Below are 18,901 nucleotides of genomic sequence, written 5' to 3'. Positions count from 1 at the left end.
CGGAGGATCAAGTGAAAAAGGTGTCGGTGATAATTCCCTTTTTTAACTGTCCATTTGTCGCTCAAGCCATTGATAGTGTCCTAAACCAAACGTATAAAAACATAGAAATAATAGTGGTGAATGATGGCTCAACTAAAAATGCGGAAAAAATTAAACCTTACCTTAACCAGATAGATCATTATATCGAGAAACCGAACGGTGGAACTGGAAGTGCTTTAAACCAGGGTATAAAACGTGCAACAGGTGACTATTTTGCTTGGCTTAGTTCTGATGATCGCTTCCACCCTGAAAAAATTCAAAAGCAGCTTGAGTATATGGAAACTCACAAGTTAAAGGTAAGTTATACTTCTTATTCGCTTATTGATTCAAATAACCTTATCCTAAAGGAAAATATAGGTGTATGGTTCAATGATAGACTTCTTTTCTTAAATGAAATCAAAAAAGGCTGTTTCATTAATGGATGTACAGTGATGCTAGCAATGGAAGTGTTTTCAAAGGTAGGATTCTTTGATGAGTCCCTTTCGTTTACTCAAGACTACGATTTCTGGTTGAGAATATTAAAAGAATATCATTTTCATTATATAGATGAAATCCTGCTATGGTACCGAGAACATGAAGGGATGGGGACGAAAAAGAATCAAGAAAGAATAGTGAAGGAAATTAAGTTGGTACAAACCAAGCACCATGATGAACTCGAAAAAATGATTAAAGCAGAGCAAAATATCTTTTTCCGCAGGTAATATTGATAGATTTTCATCCGCAAATAAGGTAAGAGCCGTTTCACTTTCCTATCATTCTCATATTCTATAGTAGAAAGATAAAAATCTTTCAAATTTAAATTAAGGAGATGGGAAAATTGGCACAATTAATTGATGCTAGAACATCACAAAATGCAAGCTATGCCGACTCTATAGTCGAGCCGATTTTGGTAGTTGATGAACCTCAATTAGTCGGTCAAGTAGGATTGAATGTAACGGAGGCGACTGGCCCGGTTACCGTTCAATTTAGTGGTACGGTTTCAGTACAATTACCACTTGCGTTGGTAGGTGTAACAGTTACGGTTGTTAGAGGTACAGAAGCAACGGATCCATTAGTTTATTCTACGACCGAAACATTTAGTTTATCTGTTTTGGCTCCGCAAGTCATCACCTTTACCGGCTCTGATTTTGAAGTAGAGGACCCGGGAGATGAGCTGGTTTATACTATGTTTATTTCAGCCAGCTTGTTAGGTACAGTGCGTGTGGGCCCAGAAAGCTTTAATGCAGCAGCATATATTGAAGATTAGACCTAAGTTAATATAGTAATCTTCATACGAAAATCAGATCTACTCTTAGTAGGTCTGATTTTCATTTAGGCAGAGTCTATTAACGATTCCCAAGAACAAGGTAGCCCTCAACTACTGGATCAAAAGGTCAGCAGGAAGGATATTATCTCTATAACAGCAGAGTCAACTAGAGAGCAGATATTTTGGTCTGGGGGGCAGCCAAAAAACGTAGATAAGTTAACTAGTTCACTTGTTAAAAGCTTTATGAAATAGTGATTGGATGTGCAATTAAGTAGATGACAATATAAAGGGAATCCAGATCACCAGGATTGTAGTTATCAATCCGACCACCAACGCTCTATCCAATGCGCAATGCTTTTTGAACACTTCTTCAGATTCTATTGATGCTGCCTCATCTTTTCTATGGTAGTCATGTTCTCTGTAAATTGAAAATAGTTTCTATATATTATTTGAAGAATTTACTATTTTATGAACCGGACAAAAATTTACCTGAAGCTTTAATACAGAGTGAGATTCACTTTGATATATGTACAAAGGTTGGAAAATATCAGGGTATGAAGAAGTCTGCTATCGATTTTAAACCCCGAGTCAGCACCGACCAAGACTGTCACTTAAAGTAACGCCAAACATAAAAAAATAAGGAGCAAGAATCCTTTACAACTTCAAAGGTTTCTCGCTCCTCATTATTAACGTCCCAGGCAAGATTTGAACTTGCGACCTACAGCTTAGGAGGCTGTTGCTCTATCCAGCTGAGCTACTGGGACACAGGATATAATTATATAGGTTATTGGTCAGAAGGTCAATGAATTTGCTGCAAACCTTATAAAACTTTTGGTATTAGTATCTGTTGGATCATGGGATACAAGTACATAGATCATTAAAGGAAGGAAAATAATATTGAAGAAACGTAGGTGAAATGAAATTGTTTCCTTTACATACTATAGGGGGGTATAGTAAGATGAAACTAAGGGAGGTGACGCAATGGTATCGAACCCGGAAGAATTGGTTGAAATCGATGCAAGTTGCTCATCAAATCATGATAGGCAAAGCCACCATTCAGATAAAGTAAAAAGCAACCTGGTCACAAGACTGAACCGGATTGAAGGGCAGATCCGGGGCATTAAGAGATTGATTGAAAATGATACGTACTGCGATGATGTCATCACGCAAATATCAGCAACACAGTCTGCAATGAACAGTGTTGCCAAAATCCTGCTTGAAGGTCATATGAAGACATGTGTGCTAGAAAGAATTCAAGATGGTGATACAGAAGTTTTAGATGAAGTTCTGGTCACAATCCAAAAATTAATGAAAAAATAGAGGAGCTGTCATAAATGGAAAACGTTACATTGAATGTTACTGGAATGTCTTGCGGACACTGTGTGAAAGCAGTTGAAGGCAGTGTTGGTAAATTAAAAGGTGTTGCATCGGTAAAGGTTCATTTGGACTCAGGAAAAGTGGATGTATCTTATAATTCAAGTGAAGTTACATTGGATTCCATTAAAGAAACGATTGATGATCAAGGGTATGAAGCCCAATAATCGATGAAACGTGCCGATGAGGCGCGTTTCTTTCGGAAAGTTTTATACCCCATATAGGTATACGGAGGTTTTAAGATGAGAGAAGAAATGAAAGACATCAATTATCAGGTCTCGGGGATGACTTGTGCTGCCTGCGCCTCCAGGATTGAGAAGGGATTAAAGAAAGTCGACGGAGTCAGTGATGCAAATGTCAACTTTGCAATGGAAAAGGCATCAGTCAAGTTTGACCCGGCGGTTACAACTCCACAAGAATTAGAGGAGAAGATAATAGACCTCGGGTATGACGTAGTGACTGAAAAGGCGGAACTTGATATAACAGGTATGACCTGTGCAGCCTGTTCCATACGAATTGAAAAGGGTCTCAACAAAACAGAAGGAGTCTCAAGTGCTAACGTCAATCTGGCATTGGAAAAAGCAACGGTTGAATATAACCCGACTTTGATTGCCGTTTCCGATTTAGTTAAGAGAGTCGAAAAGCTTGGGTATGGAGCAAGGGAAACGGTGAATGGAAATCCAGAGGAGACAGCGGATTACCGAGAGAAAGAGATACAAAAGCAGCAAGGGAAGTTCCTCATTTCTTTAATTCTCTCATTGCCGCTCCTATGGTCGATGGTCAGCCATTTCGAGTTCACTTCATTCATTTATCTGCCCGAAATGCTGATGAACCCATGGGTACAGTTTGCGTTGGCGACGCCTGTGCAGTTCATAATCGGGAAACAGTTCTATGTGGGTGCCTATAAGGCATTGAAGAACAAAGGTGCCAATATGGATGTACTGGTGGCCCTGGGGACGTCAGCAGCATACTTTTACAGTGTATTCCTGGCAATACAGTCAATAGGAGACACCGGAAGCATGACTGAGCTTTATTTTGAAACAAGCGCCATCTTAATCACACTGATCATCCTTGGGAAGCTATTCGAAGCAAGAGCAAAAGGAAGATCTTCTGAAGCAATCAAGAAACTGATGGGAATGCAGGCCAAAACAGCAACAGTCCTGCGAAACGATGAAGAAGTGGAAATCCCTCTTGAAGAAGTGACAGTTGGGGACATTGTGTATGTAAAGCCGGGGGAAAAGGTGCCGGTTGACGGGAAAGTCCTTGAAGGCAGCTCTGCACTGGATGAATCCATGTTAACAGGCGAAAGTGTTCCAATTGACAAGGCAGCGGGAGATGAGGTTATCGGATCTACGATCAATAAAAATGGCTTCCTTAAGATAAAAGCAACAAAAGTCGGCAGGGACACGGCTCTTGCCCAGATCATTAAGGTTGTTGAAGAGGCACAAGGTTCAAAAGCGCCGATTCAAAGGATGGCAGATCGGATATCGGGAATCTTTGTACCTATTGTACTCGGGCTTGCTGTCATTACTTTTTTGATATGGTTCATCTGGATTACCCCTGGTGATTTTGCAGAAAGCTTAGAAAAGCTCATTGCTGTCCTGGTTATTGCCTGTCCATGTGCATTGGGACTGGCAACGCCGACCTCGATCATGGCAGGCTCCGGACGGTCCGCTGAATTCGGCATTCTTTTCAAAGGCGGGGAGCACCTTGAAACGGCCCATTCCATCACTACGGTTGTCCTGGATAAAACAGGGACCGTTACAAACGGAAAGCCCGTTTTGACCGATGTGCGAGCGGGTTCCCATATGAATGAAACAACTTTCCTGCAGTTAGTAGGAGCAGCCGAACGCTCTTCCGAACATCCTCTTGCCGTCTCGATTGTGGAGGGCATTAAGGAAAAAGGAATTGAGATCCCTGGAAATGGAGACTTTGAGGCAGTACCAGGCTTTGGAGTCTCAGCGACGGTTAATGAGCGCCGGGTACTGATCGGGACAAAAAAATTGATGGTGCGTGAAAACATCGAGTTAGAAGAGGCTGTCCTGCAGACAAAAGATGAGCTGGAACGCGAAGGGAAGACAGCGATGCTGGCAGCTATAGATGGTGAATATGCCGGATTAATTGCTGTTGCCGATACTATAAAAGAGACTTCCAAAGAGGCCGTCAACCGATTGAAGGAGATGGGACTTGAAGTCATTATGATGACAGGTGATAACCGCCAAACAGCAGAGGCTATAGCAAAAGAAGCAGGCATCGGGAAGGTCATTGCTGAAGTCCTGCCTGAAGGGAAAGCCGATGAAGTCAAAAACCTTCAGGGGCAAGGAAAGAAAGTAGCAATGGTCGGGGATGGTATCAATGATGCTCCTGCACTGGCTATTGCCGACATCGGGATGGCTATCGGAACCGGTACGGATGTGGCTATGGAAGCAGCGGATATCACCCTTATCCGAGGTGACTTGAACAGCATAGCCGATGCCATCTTCATGAGTAAGAAAACGATAAGAAATATAAAACAAAATCTATTCTGGGCTTTTGCCTACAACACTGTGGGCATTCCGATTGCGGCCATTGGACTTCTTGCCCCTTGGCTGGCAGGAGCAGCGATGGCCTTCAGTTCTGTGTCCGTTGTATTGAATGCACTAAGGCTGCAGAGAGTGAAACTGTAGGAGGAAGAAACAGTGAAAAAGCGGTGATTTCCGCAGTTGTTTTTTTGCTGGTGGTATCAGCTTATTTTGTTAATGCTCAATTTGACAATTTGGATGCTGTTCCCACGAAGCTGAGCATAGTGTGGAATGGTAGGTGGGCACACAAACAGCATTGCTGCTTGTGTGTGTTTTTATTTTGTATAGTTCAAATCCCAGGTGATTCCAAAAGGATCTTTTACTTTTGCATATTTCGCTCCCCAGAATGTATCTTGAAGCTCCATATGTACTGTGCTTTTAAGGATGAGATGGTTGTAAACTCTTATAACTTCCTCTTCACTTTCAAATTCCAGAACCAGTGAAATATTGCTTCCGGTCTGCACTTCGCTTCCAGGAAAGGTGTCAGAAGCCATCAGCAGCAGATCCCCTTTTAAGAAGCGGGCATGTATTAACTTATCCTCTATTTCAGGCGGCGTCGGATAATCTGCTTCACCGAATGTCTGGATTTCAGATATTTCCCCTCCAAACACCTCTTTATAATACTCCAAGGCTTCTTTGGCATTCCCATTAAATGTAAGGTAAGGCGTTGCCTGTTTCATCCATTCACTCTCCCTTTTTCAATATTCTAATAATAGTATAGCCAAAATTTCATGATTAAACAAGAACATTTGTTCTTTTTTCGTAAAATTATCCTGGCTTTCATCATTCTTTAGTAATATTAAGGAAGGAGTATAGAACTGGGAGGTAACGATGAAAAATAAACGCTGGTACCGAATGTGGAGAGTTTTATCCTTGGCTTTCTGGATTTTCATAAAAGTTTATTGGTATCAAATAACCAGGAAGTCTTCTGCTGAAAAAGAAAAGCTGTGGGAACAGATTGGAATCCGTTTTAGGGATACGTTATTTGAGTTAGAAGGATTATTAATAAAAATCGGGCAGCTCTTGAGCATCCGGGCAGACATTATGCCAAAAAGTTTTATCCAGCAAATTGGAGACCTGGTGGATAGGGTTCCACCAGCTCCATGGGAAGAAATTAAAGAGGTCTTACAAAGTGAATGGGGAAGGTCGCCGGAGGAGGCACTTCAGGTAATGGAGACTGAAGCCGTTGCTTCTGCCTCGATTGGTGAGGTGTTTAAAGGAAAAATGATGGATGGGAGAGAAGTGGCCATCAAAGTCCAGCGCCCATCAATAGAATCCATCGTACAAACGGATTTTCGGTCTCTTTCAATCATCATCTGGTTTGCCCGTCACCTTGCACCGGTTCCGAGAGGCTTCATCAATTTCAACCTGCTATATAAAGAATTGAAAGAAGTAATAGAAAGAGAACTTGATTTTGTAAAAGAAAAAGAGAATGCAGAAGTATTCAGGGAGAGATTTAAGGAGTCAGCTTCTGTAAAAATTCCTGAGTTTCATGGTGAACTATGTACATCTAAAGTGCTCGTAATGGAATGGGTCGATGGAGCACGGATTACTGATGATGCTTTTATTGATAATCATCTCATAGACAGGGAGAAACTTGCCCGGCAGCTGCTTCGCTTGTTTATTCCTCAATGGCTCGAGTCAGGGCTGTTCCATGCAGATCCACACTCTGGGAATGTCCTGTTGAAAAAGGATGGAAGCATCATCCTGCTGGATTACGGAATGGCAGGGGAGATGACAAAGGCAGATGCTGACCAGCTTCAATCATTGGTCGAAGCAATTTTGGTGAAAAACTATGAAAAGGCCACGATGCTGCTGCTGAATTTGGGCTTTCTCCTCCCGGGAGCAGATATCAAGCTGATCGAAAGGATGTTAAGAGAGTTCCTGTCTATGGACCTGGCGGATTTTAAAGAAATGGATTTGATGCTGGTGAAGAAAGAAATGAACGATTTGGTTCGGTCACTCCCGATCCAGGTACCCACGAGATTTGTGTTTCTGGGGAGGTCTTTCGCCACGATTGAAGGCCTGCTTTATAATGTCGCCCCCGATAAAGAGCTTTTAGATTTAGCGAGACCGGTGTTTATGGAGTGGTTGAGAGAAAACGGTATGAGTAAATGGCAGTTTGCTTTGAAATGGCTGGGTTCTCAACCTTTCATGAAAGGAGCCAAATGGGTGACCGGCCTGCTGGAAGCTCCGAAAAGGATGATGGATCAAAAGGAAATGCTGCAGATCCGGGAGTTTCAATTCACCTTATTTGAAAACCAGAAGAAGCGGGCGGGGCAGCTGTTTTTAGCTGGGATTGTCGGCGTAATGGGTGGACTCTACTTAAATCAGGACTACATTTTGATGGTGTCGGCGGGTGTTGGTGTTTTGGCAGCGACACGGTTTTGCCTAGTTGATTGGAGACAGAAAAAATGGCTCAAGTATATTAAGATAGGAAATTAAGGCTGCAGCGCAGTCTTTTTTCTTTGCAGGATTTACTCTTGAAGAAGTCGAAATCTGGTGGAAAGGAGTTGATGCAATGATCATTAAACCACGCACTGTCCCTGTCAATCTGCTGCAGGTCGAGGCATTGAATGAGAGACTGCCTGGATCACACATCGCTAAGGAACTGGTCGGCGATGAATTATGCCGCCGATTAGCTGGCTATAAAGGGGAAATGAATCTTAACTATCCCCTCAGCTTTTTATCCCCGGAAGATTTTTTAATCCTTCACCATCTCCGTCTCTTTGATGGCACCCACCACTTTCAGATGGACACCGTTATCATTACTGAAAAGTATATTCTGATTCTTGAGACAAAGAATATATCAGGAACGCTCAACTTTGATACCGAATTCAACCAACTGATTAGGTCGAATGAAAAAGGAGAAGAAGCTTTTTCAGATCCTTTAATGCAAGTCAAACGCCATAAAGCTCAATTAAGGAAATGGCTTGCCTGCCTCAATTTATCTCATCTTCCGATAGAATCTTTGGTAGTCATCAGCAATCCCCGTACCATAATTCGCTCAACCTCCAATCATGTTCACCAAAAAGTTATCCACTCTGGACAACTCCCATTTCAAATTGAAGCTCTACAGGAAAAGTACAAACGACAACATCTCCAAAAGGAAGAAGCATTCAATTTGGCTAACGAAATGATGAAAAACCATCGTCCCCAAGTAGTTGATGTGTTAAAAAAATACGGAATAACATCGGAAGAATTGATCAAGGGAGTAAAATGTCCTCATTGTAGTTACGTACCTTGTAAAAGAGCATATGGAAAGTGGACATGCAGGAAATGCGGGGCTGACTCTAAGGATGCTCATGTCGACGCGCTTAGGGACTATGCGCTGCTGTTGGGAACAGATGTGACGAATGGGGCGGTTAAAAGATTTCTGGGAATAGAGTCTGGTGCGACAGTTAATAGAATTCTCGTCTCTCTGAACGTATCTTCGAAAGGATCGGGCAGGTGGAAAATACATTCTTTGAGGGGTCTAATTAATTGGAATTAATCTTATTTATAGAAAGGTTTCTTGCCTGCCCTCAAACCGGAGCTGGAGGCACCCCCAAAAGTAGGTCAATTGGATAAGCCCCCGTAAAATCGTGGTTGTCGATAGAATAGGAAAAGTCGTTGATAGAAGGCCCAAACTCGTCGATAGAATCCAAAACTCGTCGATAGAAAACGCAAACTCGACGATAGAACGGGAAAAGTCGTCGATAGGCCCACTTTCAAAGCCCAAGCCCAATCCCACGCACCCAAAATTAACCCCCCCAGCCGGGGCTGGGGGGACCAACTAAAGTAAGTCATTTGGTGGACAAGCCCCCGTAAAACCGGGGTCGTCGATAGAATAGGGAAAGTCGTTGATAGAAGGCCAAAACTCGTCGATAGAATCCAAAACTCGTCGATAGAAAACGCAAACTCGACGATAGAACGGGAAAAGTCGTCGATAGGCCCACTTTCAAAGCCAAGCCCAAGCCCCATGCACCCAAAATTAACCCCCCCCAGCCGGGGCTGGGGGGACAAACCGAAGTAAGTTGTTATGACAAGCCCCCGTAAAACCGGGGTCGTCGATAGAATAGGGAAAGTCGTTGATAGAAGGCCCAAACTCGTCGATAGAATCCAAAACTCGTCGATAGAAAACGCAAACTCGACGATAGAACGGGAAAAGTCGTCGATAGGCCCACTTTCAAAGCCCAAGCCCAATCCCACGCACCCAAAATTAAACCCCCCAGCCGGGGCTGGGGGGACCAACTAAAGTAAGTCATTTGGTGGATAAGCCCCCGTAAAATCGTGGTCGTCGATAGAATAGGAAAAGTCGTTGATAGAAGGCAAAAACTCGTCGATAGCAAGCGCAAACTCGACGATAGAACGGGAAAAGTCGTCGATAGGCCCACTTTCAAAGCCCAAGCCCAAGCCCACGCACCCCAAATTAAAACCCCCAGCCAGGGCTGGGGACATAAGCAAACACTATCTAGTTATAACTTTCTTCAAGTTCATCAATCAGTGTTCCCACATAGGCAACAGCTTCACGGATGTTATCCGGGTCAGACATGTCGATGCCTGCTTTTTTGATGAGTTCAAGCGGTTCAAGTGTTCCGCCTGATTTGAGGACATCGAGCCAGCGGTCTACAGCAGGCCGGCCTTCGTCGATGATCTTCTTGGACACGAGGGTGGATACGGTTAATCCGGCAGAATAGGTGTACGGATACAGTCCCATGTAGTAATGGGGCTGACGCATCCAAGTGAGGCTCGCCCCTTCATCGATTTCCACTGTGTCTCCCCAGAAGGATTTCAGGATATCGGCTTTTTGCTCAGAAAGGACACTGGCTGTCAGCGGCTCGCCATTTTCGACCAGGCTGTAGACTCGGCGCTGCAATTCTCCTTCCAGCAGGTGTGTAACGAAGTTGTGGAAATAGGTGCCAAGCAGCTGCAGGATGACCCAGCGTTTTGTACGTTTATCATTGTCTTTCGATAACAAGTGATGCCCAAGCAGCATCTCATTCATAGTAGACGGTGCTTCTATGAAATAACGGGAAGGACGGGTATTGGTCATCCGTTGGTATCTGCCTGCCAGATAGAAATGGCCTGCATGTCCCAGTTCATGTGCTAGAGTAAAGGTCCCTCTCATCGTATCCGGCCAGGTCATGAGCACATAAGGGTGGGAGCCGTAAGGGCTTGAGCAGAATGCACCGGTTGATTTCCCGACATTGTCTGCATAATCAACCCATCTTTCAGACAGTGCTCTATCAATCATTTCATTATACTCGTCTCCCATTCCTTTCAGTGCTTCTTTTACCGTTTCTGCTCCTTCTTCATAGCTGGTTTCAATTTTGAAATCAGGGTCAAGAGGTGCATGCAAGTCTGCAAAGGTAAGCTGATCCAGTCCTAGTTCCCGCTTTTTTAAGAGAGCGTATTTTCTCATATGCGGAGCAAGTTCTTCCTGAATGATATCCAACTGGTTGTTGTACATTTCTTTAGTGACCTGCTGGGGTTCGAGCAGCATGTCAGTCACGGATTCGTACTTTCTTAACCGTGCCGTAATGACTTCCTGATTAACCTGTGTAGCGTACGTTGCAGCAAATGAATTCTTATACTTTTGCAATGTATTAACGAATGATGCATAGGCATTTCTTCTGACCTCAGCAGAAGGCGAAGAACTATATTTTCCTTCGTATAAGGCGAAGGATAGCGGCAGTTCATTTCCTTCTTCGTCAACAAATGAATCGAACTGCATGTCCGATAGTTTTCCGCGGTTATAAATAGTATATGGAGCCGAGAAGACGGACCCCAAAGCTGCAAGCGTCTCTTCCGTTTCCTCTCCAAGTGTATGATCCTTTCTGTCCTGCAGGTCGGTCAGGTACTTTTTAAAAGGTTGTAAGCCTTCCTCTTCGGCGAGATAGGTTTCGATAGTATCTTTGGGGAGGGCAGTGATCTCTGTCTCTGCAAAAGCAAGGGACGCGTTGATTCTTGAGCCTGCTTCCTCAACTCGTGCTGCATCTTTCTGGCTGGCGGTGTCGGTATGGTCCACGGTTTGCTTCAGTGTGGCATAGGATGCTGCCAGGTTGAAGCGTTTCAGGAGTTTTTCTTTTGCCTCCAGGCACTGCAGCAGGGTGTTGCTGCTTTCATTAAGGCGGTTTCTAAATTGAGTAACAGATTCTACATCATTCTGTACAGCCTTCAGTTCTTTTTCCCATTCTTCCCTGGAAGAGAAAATATCACGTAAATCCCAAGTTTGATTTTCAGGTACTTCTGCACGTTTCATCCGATTTGTTTGACTTCCCATTTTTCAGCCTCCCAGCGTCAATTTCCTTTTCCATTAGCAGCCTTTATTGTGGTTATACCACATCTTATTAAGAGTAATCATAAGGAGCAGTAAGGCAAAGGATTAGAAAAGCACTGTAAAGTATGTTTATAATTATATTAGTTAGAATAATTAAATTATTACATCATGTATCAGCGTATCACAGAAAGGAATTAAAAACATGAATTTTAATCAAATTAAGAACCCCGTTTTTATCGTTTCTGCGATTGCCATTCTCGTTCTCGTCATACTGGGAGCGATTGTTCCAGGCAAGTTTGGGGAAATAGCAGAAACACTCTTTTTATCGACCACTACGAACTTTGGGTGGTTCTACCTCATTTCGGTATTCCTTTTTTCAATTTTCCTCATTATTATTGCAATCAGCAAGTATGGAAAAATCCGCCTTGGACCTCAGGATTCCAGACCCGAATATCCATTTTTCACATGGGTAGGAATGTTGTTCTCCGCCGGGTTTGGGGCAGGGCTTGTGTTCTGGGGAGTTGCGGAACCGATGAGCCACTTTTTCACACCGCCATTTCAGTCTATGGAGCCGTTGACAGAGGAGACAGCAAGGGTGGCAACAGGTTATGCCTTTTTCCACTGGGGGATCAGTCAATGGTCCGTCTTCACATTGGTAGGCTTGATGATTGGATTCCTCCAATTCAGAAAAGGAAAGGACGGCTTGGTATCCACGGCTGTGGAGTCTGTCACTTCCAAGCGGAAAGGAATTAAGAATACGATTGATTCCTTTGCTGTCATTGCGACTGTCATGGGGATTGCCACTTCTCTGGGATTGGGTGTCCTTCAAATGAACGGAGGGTTGAAGGCAGTATTCAATCTACCGAATTCAGTAGGTGTTCAAGTTGCAATTATGGGCATTCTTTTGGTCTTATACTTGCTGTCTTCGAGTACGGGATTAAACAGAGGAATTAAATGGCTCAGTAATCTGAACCTCGGTTTGTGCCTTGTTCTTCTGGTATTTGTCTTTTTTGCCGGCCCTACGGTGTTCATCTTGAACTCGTTCACACTTGGATTGGGTGACTATTTGAACCATTTCGTTGAGTACAGCTTAAGGCTGACGCCATATAAAGGAGGAACCTGGGTCAGGGATTGGACAATCTTCTACTGGGCATGGGCTATTGCGTGGTCGCCTTTCGTCGGTGCTTTCGTTGCACGGGTATCCAAAGGCAGAACAATAAGGGAATTCATTCTAGGGGTCCTGGTCATCCCGCCGCTGATTGCCTGCCTGTGGATCGCTGTCTTCGGCGGAACAGCGCTGTATAGTGACTTAAATAATGGAACAGCCATTGCCGAGGCGGTAAACAATGACGTTACAGTAGCTTTATTTGAAACATACGCTCATCTGCCATTTACGGAAATCCTGTCCATCCTGTCCATCCTTCTTATCTTTACTTTCCTAGTGACATCAGCGGACTCAGCTACATATATCCTGGCGAGTATGACAACAGGAGGCAGTTTGCACCCTTCTACCCTGGTGAAAATCATTTGGGGTGTCCTAATGGCAGCCATAGCTGCTGTTCTATTGATGGCAGGAGGCTTGAATGCACTTCAGACAGCGTCACTTATATCGGCTCTGCCATTTACGGTCATTCTTTTCATCATTATGTATGCATTCTTGAAGATGATAAGAAAAGAGCCGGTTCCGGTTCGCGATCCGAATCGCTTTAAACCAAGAAAAAAGGAAAAACAAGAATAGAACAAAAGGAGGTTGGGACAGAAGTATAATTGTAAGGTTGCCAATACAAAACAAATGAGAAAACCGAACTTTTCAGAGGCTCTATTTTAGAGTTTTAGAAAAAGTTCGGTTTTTTTCGTTAAAGCACTTTTCTAAAAGATTTTTATTTTTGAATGATTTTTTTCTCTTCCCTTTTTACGTAGAAGGATTGGAGTGGAAGGCGTGCGATCTCCTGCGGGACTAGCGGGACTCGTCTAGTTCCAGCAGCCAACGACTATCGGATTTCGGTCTCCTTCCTTGCGAATCCAGCTCCAAAGCCAGCTGCTAGCGTACTTCCCGGCTCCTCCTTGAGATAAGTCATCATCGAATCGCTTCACTCTTCGTGATTCCTTTATCTCATACGTAGCCAGTCCAGTCCGTACGCAGCTGAACGGGCCATTCCGCTTTTTAATGATAAGTCATCATCATCTCACTATGTTCGTTGTGATTCCTTTATCTTATACCGAAGCCCTCCAATCCGTACGTCGTTGAACGGCCGCTTCCGCTTTTTAGTCAATCCAGCTCCAGCGCCTAGCCCCTCGGGGTCATAAGCCAATCCGTCAAGAAGGTTAAAGAGCCAACCTTCCTGCCGGCTCGTCTTATGCCTGTCGGGGCTGATCAAGGCGCTTCCGCTTTTTAGTCAATCCAGCTCCAGCGCCTAGCCCCTCGGGGTCATAAGCCAATCCGTCAAGAAGGTTAAAGAGCCAACCTTCCTGCCGGCTCGTCTTATGCCTGTCGGGGCTGATCAAGGCGCTTCCGCTTTTTAGTCAATCCAGCTCCAGCGCCTAGCCCCTCGGGGTCATAAGCCAATCCGTCAAGAAGGTTAAAGAGCCAACCTTCCTGCCGGCTCGTCTTATGCCTGTCGGGGCTGATCAAGGCGCTTCCGCTTTTTAGTCAATCCAGCTCCAGCGCCTAGCCCCTCGGGATCATAAGCCAATCCGTCAAGAATGTTAAAGAGCCAACCTTCCTGCCGGCTCGTCTTATGCCTGTCGGGGCTGATCAAGGCGCTTCCGCTTTTTAGTCAATCCAGCTCCAGCGCCTAGCCCCTCGGGGTCATAAGCCAATCCGGCAGGAAGGTTAAAGAGCCAACCTTCCTGCCGGCTCGTCTTATGCCTGTCGGGGCTGATCAAGGCGCTTCCGCTTTTTAGTTCAACGCTTGCCCGCGGAGTCGTGCACCTGGAGCGGAAATCCATATGATTAGATAAGCCACAATCTTTGCGAAAAGATCCTTCGTTAACTACCTATCTTTTGTCCCAGCAACCTTTTTATTCTGAGGGAAAAAAGTGTGTCACAAACAGTCTCTTTCATTTATATAATGTTGGCACGGGGAAACTCTTATGCCCATCAAAAAAGCTATATGCTTTGGCTGCAATGGAGTTCCATTTCATCCAGGTTAAGGATGAGAAACCTGTTGACGGTGAAGTTGTATGCGGGGTAAAATGTTTGCCAAAGGAAACTTTTGTTGTTTAGGTCATTTTAGTAGGTTTGAAGCAACAGACTGTAATGCTGTTACACTGTTTTCCTGCACTTAAAAACAGAATACAAATCGGGTTGACAACATATACAACAATAAAAATGAACGGGGAAAATTACTACAGTGAAATTTAGCCGAAAAGAGGGAAATTTGAATGGATGGAAATCTACTGCTTGCCTTCGGGTTAACGTTGATGGCAGGACTGGCAACGGGGATTGGAAGCCTTCTCGCTTTTTTTACCTCCTCAACCAATACCAGGTTCCTGTCAGTGACGTTGGGCTTCTCTGCTGGTGTTATGATTTATGTCTCTATGATTGAGATTTTCACAAAAGCGAAGGACGCTTTGACTGGTTCGCTTGGATGGGGTGTCGGTAACTGGATAACCGTCATCAGTTTCTTCGCAGGTATGCTGCTGATTGCCATGATTGATAAACTGATTCCTAAACAGGGGAATCCGCATGAATTGAAAAAAGTAGAAGATATGAACGGTCCGACAAAGGCGGTTGGAGACCCGGCATTATTGAAAATGGGAACTTTTACAGCTCTTGCAATCGGTATTCATAACTTTCCGGAAGGGATTGCTACCTTTACATCTGCTTTGCAGGACCCGGGCCTTGGAATTGCGATTGCGGTTGCCATCGCCATTCATAACATTCCAGAGGGAATCGCTGTAGCTGTTCCTGTTTACTTTGCAACAGGTGACAGGAAGAAAGCATTCAAATTGTCTTTTTTATCTGGCTTATCCGAACCGGTAGGAGCGATCGTTGCTTACTTGATTCTGATGCCATTCCTGAATGATGTGATGTTCGGTGTTATTTTCGCAGCTGTAGCCGGAATTATGGTGTTCATCTCGCTTGATGAACTTCTTCCTGCCGCGAAAAAATATGATGAAACACACTTGCCGATATACGGGTTGATTGCAGGTATGGCAGTCATGGCGCTGAGCTTGCTTCTGTTTATTTAACCTATTCAGCCATCCTGCATTAAGACGTTGATATCCACAGCCGTTGTGGACTCCCGGTAGGACACACAGTGTGAATTAATTGCCATTCTCATCGTAAAGCCCCTGAGTGATACCGCTCAGGGGCTTTATTATCGATCGGACTATCCTCCAGCAGTTCTCTTTTTCATCAGGAAAATAGATAAAGCAATGCCTAAAAAAGGGTAACTTTTTATTTGAAAAAACACCTTTACAAACCCAAACCACAGGAGTAAGATATCTTTCGTAATAGCTCTTTTCTAAAGGCTGTTGCTTTTAATGATAGTTTAGCCTCTACCCTTTTACGCAGGAGGGTTAGAGCGGAATGCATGCGGCTGGAGAGGGAAGCCATTGCTTTTAAACAGCGCGCAATCATTGCGAAAAGAGTTTTCTTAATAGAATAATCGCTGAATCATTTTGAGCGGGGGAACCATTCTTTTGGGGTGAATCCTTTTTTTAAAAAAAAGGCAGGGTTAACTTTCATGATCCGAATCCGTCAGCTAACCTCGTAAGCGTTGTGAAGGAGATATCACTTGTGTTATGACCACAGGCTTATTTCCTGGTGGTCTTTTTGTTTTGGTTTTTAGCGAAACTGCGTTTGACCGGGCAAAGAACTTAATGAAATCAATCTTCAGAGGTTATTCTAATTAACATCAGGTCATTGGAGGAGTACATTCATGAAAAAACAATTTGCAGTTATCGGGCTTGGACGTTTCGGTGGGAACCTTGTCCGGGAATTAAGTGAGCTTGGTGCAGATGTGCTGGCGATTGATATTAGTGAAGAGGTAGTGGAAAAATATCGGGATGTGGCAGAACATGCTGTCAGGGCCAATGCCATGGATGAAAATGTCGTAAGGGAGCTGGGCCTGAGAAACTTCGATCACGTCATTGTCTCTTTTGGTGAAAATATTGAAGCCAGTATTCTGACAACACTCCTGCTTAAAGACCTTGGCGTAAAAGAAGTGTGGGTAAAGGCATCAAGTACCTATCACCAAAAGGTGCTTGATAAAATCGGGGCAGATAAAGTCATCCATCCAGAGCGGGATATGGCCAGGAGGATTGCCCATCATATCACTTCTGAAAAAGTCATTGATTATATCGAGCTCTCAAAAGAGCATAGTATTGTTGAAATTGTCGCATCCAATAAAGTGGCGAGTAAGACACTGATTGATTTGGATGTTCGAGCCCGTTACGGGTGTAATATCATTGCCATCCAAAGAGGGGACGATATCATCGTTTCACCTGCAGCTGATGAAGTCATTCAGAAGAATGATTTATTGATTGTGATAGGAGATAATCGCGACCTTCACCGGTTCGAAAAAGAGGGGATCTGACATTGGGAAGTAAGGCCGCGAAACTAAGCCGGATGTCGGTTCGTCTCAGCCCGCCGCAGCTTCTTTTAATAATATTCTTGTTTTTTATATTGCTGGGAACAGCATTACTGAAGCTGCCTTTTGCAACTACGGGAAGTATTAATTGGGTGGATGCTTTATTTACTTCTACATCAGCCATGACTGTAACAGGGTTGGCAGTTATAGATACAGGTACAGCCTACACCACCTTTGGGGAAGTTATCATTATGGTGCTCATCCAAATCGGGGGTCTTGGCATCATGTCGTTTGCCATGCTGATTTACCTGATGCTGGGGAAAAAGATTGGGTTTAAAGAACGATTGATCATCCAGCATGCGCTGAATCAAACATCCGTTGGGGGAGTCATCCGGCTGGTCAAGCATTTGTTTGTGTTTTCCTTTATTGTCGAAGGAGTTGCGATGATCCTGCTGGCGTCGGAATGGATACCTGAATATGGCTGGGGGCAAGGCCTTTATTTTAGTTTATTTCATTCTATTTCTGCTTTTAATAATGCGGGATTTTCCTTATGGCCTGACAGCCTGATGGGGTATGTGGGCAACCCGCTTGTCAACTTCGTCATATCGGGGTTATTCATTATCGGCGGTATAGGGTTTACGGTTTTGACGGATTTATGGTATTCGAAGAATATACAGAAGTTATCGCTACATACAAAGTTGATGCTGGTTGGGACGCTGATTATCAATGTTGTGGCAGTGCTGGTCATTTTCACTCTCGAAATCAATAACCCTAAGACTCTTGCAAACTTGCCGGAACTTGATAAATTTCTTGGTGCTTATTTTCAGGCTGTTTCACCGCGGACAGCAGGATTTAATTCGCTGGATATCGGGAGTATGGAAGAACCGACCATCATTTTCATCATTCTCCTGATGTTCATCGGGGCAGGCAGTGCCTCAACTGGAGGCGGGATAAAAGTGACGACGTTTCTGGTCATCACATTTGCTGTCCTGTCTTTCCTAAGGCAAAAAAAAGGTATCCATGCGTTTCGCCGAAAAATAGATGACACATATATTTATAAATCTCTTGCCATATCGATGATTAGTGTAGTCCTTATTTTTTTCGCAATGTTTTTAATGACGATTACAGAGAAAGGGGTCCCATTTATCCAAATTCTTTTCGAAGTGGTTTCGGCCTTTGGCACAGTGGGGCTGTCAATGGGATTAACATTCAACCTGACAGCAGTGGGGAAATGTATCATCCTATTCGTCATGTTTGTCGGGAAAATCGGACCATTAACACTGGCGTTCTCCCTGGCGAAAAAAGGAACGGATAAGATCAGTTATCCGAAGGAGGACATCTTAACAGGGTGATATAACCCAAAATTGGGCCAATACAGCCTAAACATTTCTTGGGAACGTTCATAGGATATTATTGAGTGAAAAAAGCTCAATAATCATTCTGGAGGTGTCTGATTATGCCATACGGATACGGATATGGATGTGGCGGCTACGGCTACGGCGGTGGCGGCGGCTATGGTTATGGCGGCGGTTTTGCGCTAATCGTTGTGTTGTTTATTTTACTGATTATTGTTGGAGCTGCTTTTCTTTACTAAGCGTAACGCAGGACACTTAAACAATGTAGTAAGGAGTTTCCCTTTCCGGGAAACTCCTTTTGCATTGAACAGCATAGTGTTTGGGCTAGTCTCTATACGTTTTATCGTTTTGGTCTTTGTTATGCTTATTGCCTTTGCTGTTATCACCAGCTGCCATTTCGCGTGAAAATTCTACCTGATTATGACCGGCATGCGGAGAATTTTGATTTTTGCTTCCTCTGTTATATTTTTTTGTCATCTCTCGGCACCTCGCTTGTGTTTAAATGACTACAGAAATAGTGTGCTCTT

Annotated in this window: 15 protein-coding genes, 1 tRNA gene and 1 riboswitch; of the genes, 12 read left to right on the top strand and 4 right to left on the bottom strand. The window is 43.9% G+C overall.

What is annotated here, in order from left to right; genetic code table 11:
- The first annotated feature begins 11 nt into the window (after window positions 1-11).
- Together AC4E8A_RS19585 and AC4E8A_RS19580 are read left to right on the top strand one after the other, a co-directional pair.
- The gene (locus AC4E8A_RS19585; RefSeq protein ID WP_490195470.1) at window positions 12-740 is read left to right on the top strand and encodes a glycosyltransferase; all 729 of its coding nucleotides are present in this window, start codon (window positions 12-14) and stop codon (window positions 738-740) included.
- Between the two features lie 116 nt (window positions 741-856).
- Window positions 857-1,285: a hypothetical protein gene (locus AC4E8A_RS19580; protein WP_490195469.1), complete on the top strand. Its 429-nt coding sequence runs from the start codon at window positions 857-859 to the stop codon at window positions 1,283-1,285.
- Window positions 1,286-1,975: 690 nt separating this feature from the next.
- Here the strand turns inward: AC4E8A_RS19580 and AC4E8A_RS19575 are convergent.
- Window positions 1,976-2,049 (bottom strand) — tRNA-Arg (locus AC4E8A_RS19575).
- A 217-nt stretch (window positions 2,050-2,266) separates the two neighbouring features.
- Here AC4E8A_RS19575 and AC4E8A_RS19570 point away from each other — a divergent pair.
- From AC4E8A_RS19570 to AC4E8A_RS19560, 3 genes are all read left to right on the top strand, one after another.
- A complete protein-coding gene (locus AC4E8A_RS19570) occupies window positions 2,267-2,605 on the top strand; it encodes a metal-sensitive transcriptional regulator (protein ID WP_490195468.1) in 339 nt (112 codons plus the stop codon).
- A 14-nt stretch (window positions 2,606-2,619) separates the two neighbouring features.
- Window positions 2,620-2,826 carry a copper chaperone CopZ gene (gene copZ, locus AC4E8A_RS19565; protein WP_490195467.1) on the top strand — a complete coding sequence of 69 codons (207 nt, stop codon included), beginning with the start codon at window positions 2,620-2,622 and terminating at the stop codon, window positions 2,824-2,826.
- Window positions 2,827-2,901: 75 nt separating this feature from the next.
- Window positions 2,902-5,325 carry a heavy metal translocating P-type ATPase gene (locus AC4E8A_RS19560; RefSeq protein WP_490195466.1) on the top strand — a complete coding sequence of 808 codons (2,424 nt, stop codon included), beginning with the start codon at window positions 2,902-2,904 and terminating at the stop codon, window positions 5,323-5,325.
- Window positions 5,326-5,495: 170 nt separating this feature from the next.
- On the opposite strand, the gene AC4E8A_RS19555 is transcribed toward AC4E8A_RS19560, so the two are convergent.
- On the bottom strand, window positions 5,496-5,900 hold the full coding sequence (locus AC4E8A_RS19555) for a VOC family protein (protein WP_490195465.1): 405 nt from the start codon (window positions 5,898-5,900) through the stop codon (window positions 5,496-5,498).
- Window positions 5,901-6,051: 151 nt separating this feature from the next.
- Here AC4E8A_RS19555 and AC4E8A_RS19550 point away from each other — a divergent pair, with 151 nt between their 5' ends.
- Complete coding sequence (locus tag AC4E8A_RS19550) at window positions 6,052-7,665, top strand: ABC1 kinase family protein (protein ID WP_490195464.1); 1,614 nt, start codon at window positions 6,052-6,054, stop codon at window positions 7,663-7,665.
- Between the two features lie 76 nt (window positions 7,666-7,741).
- A complete protein-coding gene (locus AC4E8A_RS19545) occupies window positions 7,742-8,713 on the top strand; it encodes an NERD domain-containing protein (protein ID WP_490195463.1) in 972 nt (323 codons plus the stop codon).
- Between the two features lie 960 nt (window positions 8,714-9,673).
- On the opposite strand, the gene pepF is transcribed toward AC4E8A_RS19545, so the two are convergent.
- Window positions 9,674-11,485: an oligoendopeptidase F gene (gene pepF / locus AC4E8A_RS19540; protein WP_490195462.1), complete on the bottom strand. Its 1,812-nt coding sequence runs from the start codon at window positions 11,483-11,485 to the stop codon at window positions 9,674-9,676.
- A gap of 199 nt (window positions 11,486-11,684) precedes the next feature.
- On the opposite strand from pepF, the gene AC4E8A_RS19535 reads away from it, so the two are divergent.
- The 5 genes from AC4E8A_RS19535 to AC4E8A_RS19515 all read left to right on the top strand — a co-directional run bounded on the left by AC4E8A_RS19535 (window position 11,685) and on the right by AC4E8A_RS19515 (window position 18,613).
- Complete coding sequence (locus AC4E8A_RS19535; protein ID WP_490195461.1) at window positions 11,685-13,220, top strand: BCCT family transporter; 1,536 nt, start codon at window positions 11,685-11,687, stop codon at window positions 13,218-13,220.
- Window positions 13,221-14,866: 1,646 nt separating this feature from the next.
- A complete protein-coding gene (gene zupT / locus AC4E8A_RS19530; protein WP_490195460.1) occupies window positions 14,867-15,676 on the top strand; it encodes a zinc transporter ZupT in 810 nt (269 codons plus the stop codon).
- 410 nt (window positions 15,677-16,086) lie between these two features.
- Window positions 16,087-16,221, top strand: a riboswitch (cyclic di-AMP (ydaO/yuaA leader).
- Window positions 16,222-16,368: 147 nt separating this feature from the next.
- Window positions 16,369-17,025: a potassium channel family protein gene (locus AC4E8A_RS19525; RefSeq protein WP_490195459.1), complete on the top strand. Its 657-nt coding sequence runs from the start codon at window positions 16,369-16,371 to the stop codon at window positions 17,023-17,025.
- A gap of 32 nt (window positions 17,026-17,057) precedes the next feature.
- Window positions 17,058-18,371 carry a TrkH family potassium uptake protein gene (locus AC4E8A_RS19520; protein ID WP_490198944.1) on the top strand — a complete coding sequence of 438 codons (1,314 nt, stop codon included), beginning with the start codon at window positions 17,058-17,060 and terminating at the stop codon, window positions 18,369-18,371.
- 104 nt (window positions 18,372-18,475) lie between these two features.
- The gene (locus AC4E8A_RS19515) at window positions 18,476-18,613 is read left to right on the top strand and encodes a YjcZ family sporulation protein (protein WP_490195458.1); all 138 of its coding nucleotides are present in this window, start codon (window positions 18,476-18,478) and stop codon (window positions 18,611-18,613) included.
- An 85-nt stretch (window positions 18,614-18,698) separates the two neighbouring features.
- Here the strand turns inward: AC4E8A_RS19515 and AC4E8A_RS19510 are convergent, their stop codons facing one another.
- A complete protein-coding gene (locus AC4E8A_RS19510; RefSeq protein ID WP_490195457.1) occupies window positions 18,699-18,851 on the bottom strand; it encodes a hypothetical protein in 153 nt (50 codons plus the stop codon).
- Between the last annotated feature and the right edge of the window lie 50 nt (window positions 18,852-18,901).

Source organism: Bacillus sp. SRL337, from assembly GCF_984799155.1.
Note: the sequence above shows the minus strand (reverse complement) of the source record. Positions and strands in the feature narration are given on the sequence as shown.

Bases quoted from the DNA above. Each gene is read 5' to 3' on its own strand.
- AC4E8A_RS19545 (WP_490195463.1), top strand. From the start codon at position 7,742: ATGATCATTAAACCACGCACTGTCCCTGTCAATCTGCTGCAGGTCGAG.
- AC4E8A_RS19535 (WP_490195461.1), top strand. From the start codon at position 11,685: ATGAATTTTAATCAAATTAAGAACCCCGTTTTTATCGTTTCTGCGATT.
- copZ (WP_490195467.1), top strand. From the start codon at position 2,620: ATGGAAAACGTTACATTGAATGTTACTGGAATGTCTTGCGGACACTGT.
- AC4E8A_RS19510 (WP_490195457.1), bottom strand. From the start codon at position 18,851: ATGACAAAAAAATATAACAGAGGAAGCAAAAATCAAAATTCTCCGCAT.
- AC4E8A_RS19550 (WP_490195464.1), top strand. From the start codon at position 6,052: ATGAAAAATAAACGCTGGTACCGAATGTGGAGAGTTTTATCCTTGGCT.
- AC4E8A_RS19560 (WP_490195466.1), top strand. From the start codon at position 2,902: ATGAGAGAAGAAATGAAAGACATCAATTATCAGGTCTCGGGGATGACT.
- AC4E8A_RS19515 (WP_490195458.1), top strand. From the start codon at position 18,476: ATGCCATACGGATACGGATATGGATGTGGCGGCTACGGCTACGGCGGT.
- AC4E8A_RS19570 (WP_490195468.1), top strand. From the start codon at position 2,267: ATGGTATCGAACCCGGAAGAATTGGTTGAAATCGATGCAAGTTGCTCA.
- AC4E8A_RS19525 (WP_490195459.1), top strand. From the start codon at position 16,369: ATGAAAAAACAATTTGCAGTTATCGGGCTTGGACGTTTCGGTGGGAAC.
- pepF (WP_490195462.1), bottom strand. From the start codon at position 11,485: ATGGGAAGTCAAACAAATCGGATGAAACGTGCAGAAGTACCTGAAAAT.
- AC4E8A_RS19555 (WP_490195465.1), bottom strand. From the start codon at position 5,900: ATGAAACAGGCAACGCCTTACCTTACATTTAATGGGAATGCCAAAGAA.
- AC4E8A_RS19520 (WP_490198944.1), top strand. From the start codon at position 17,058: ATGTCGGTTCGTCTCAGCCCGCCGCAGCTTCTTTTAATAATATTCTTG.
- zupT (WP_490195460.1), top strand. From the start codon at position 14,867: ATGGATGGAAATCTACTGCTTGCCTTCGGGTTAACGTTGATGGCAGGA.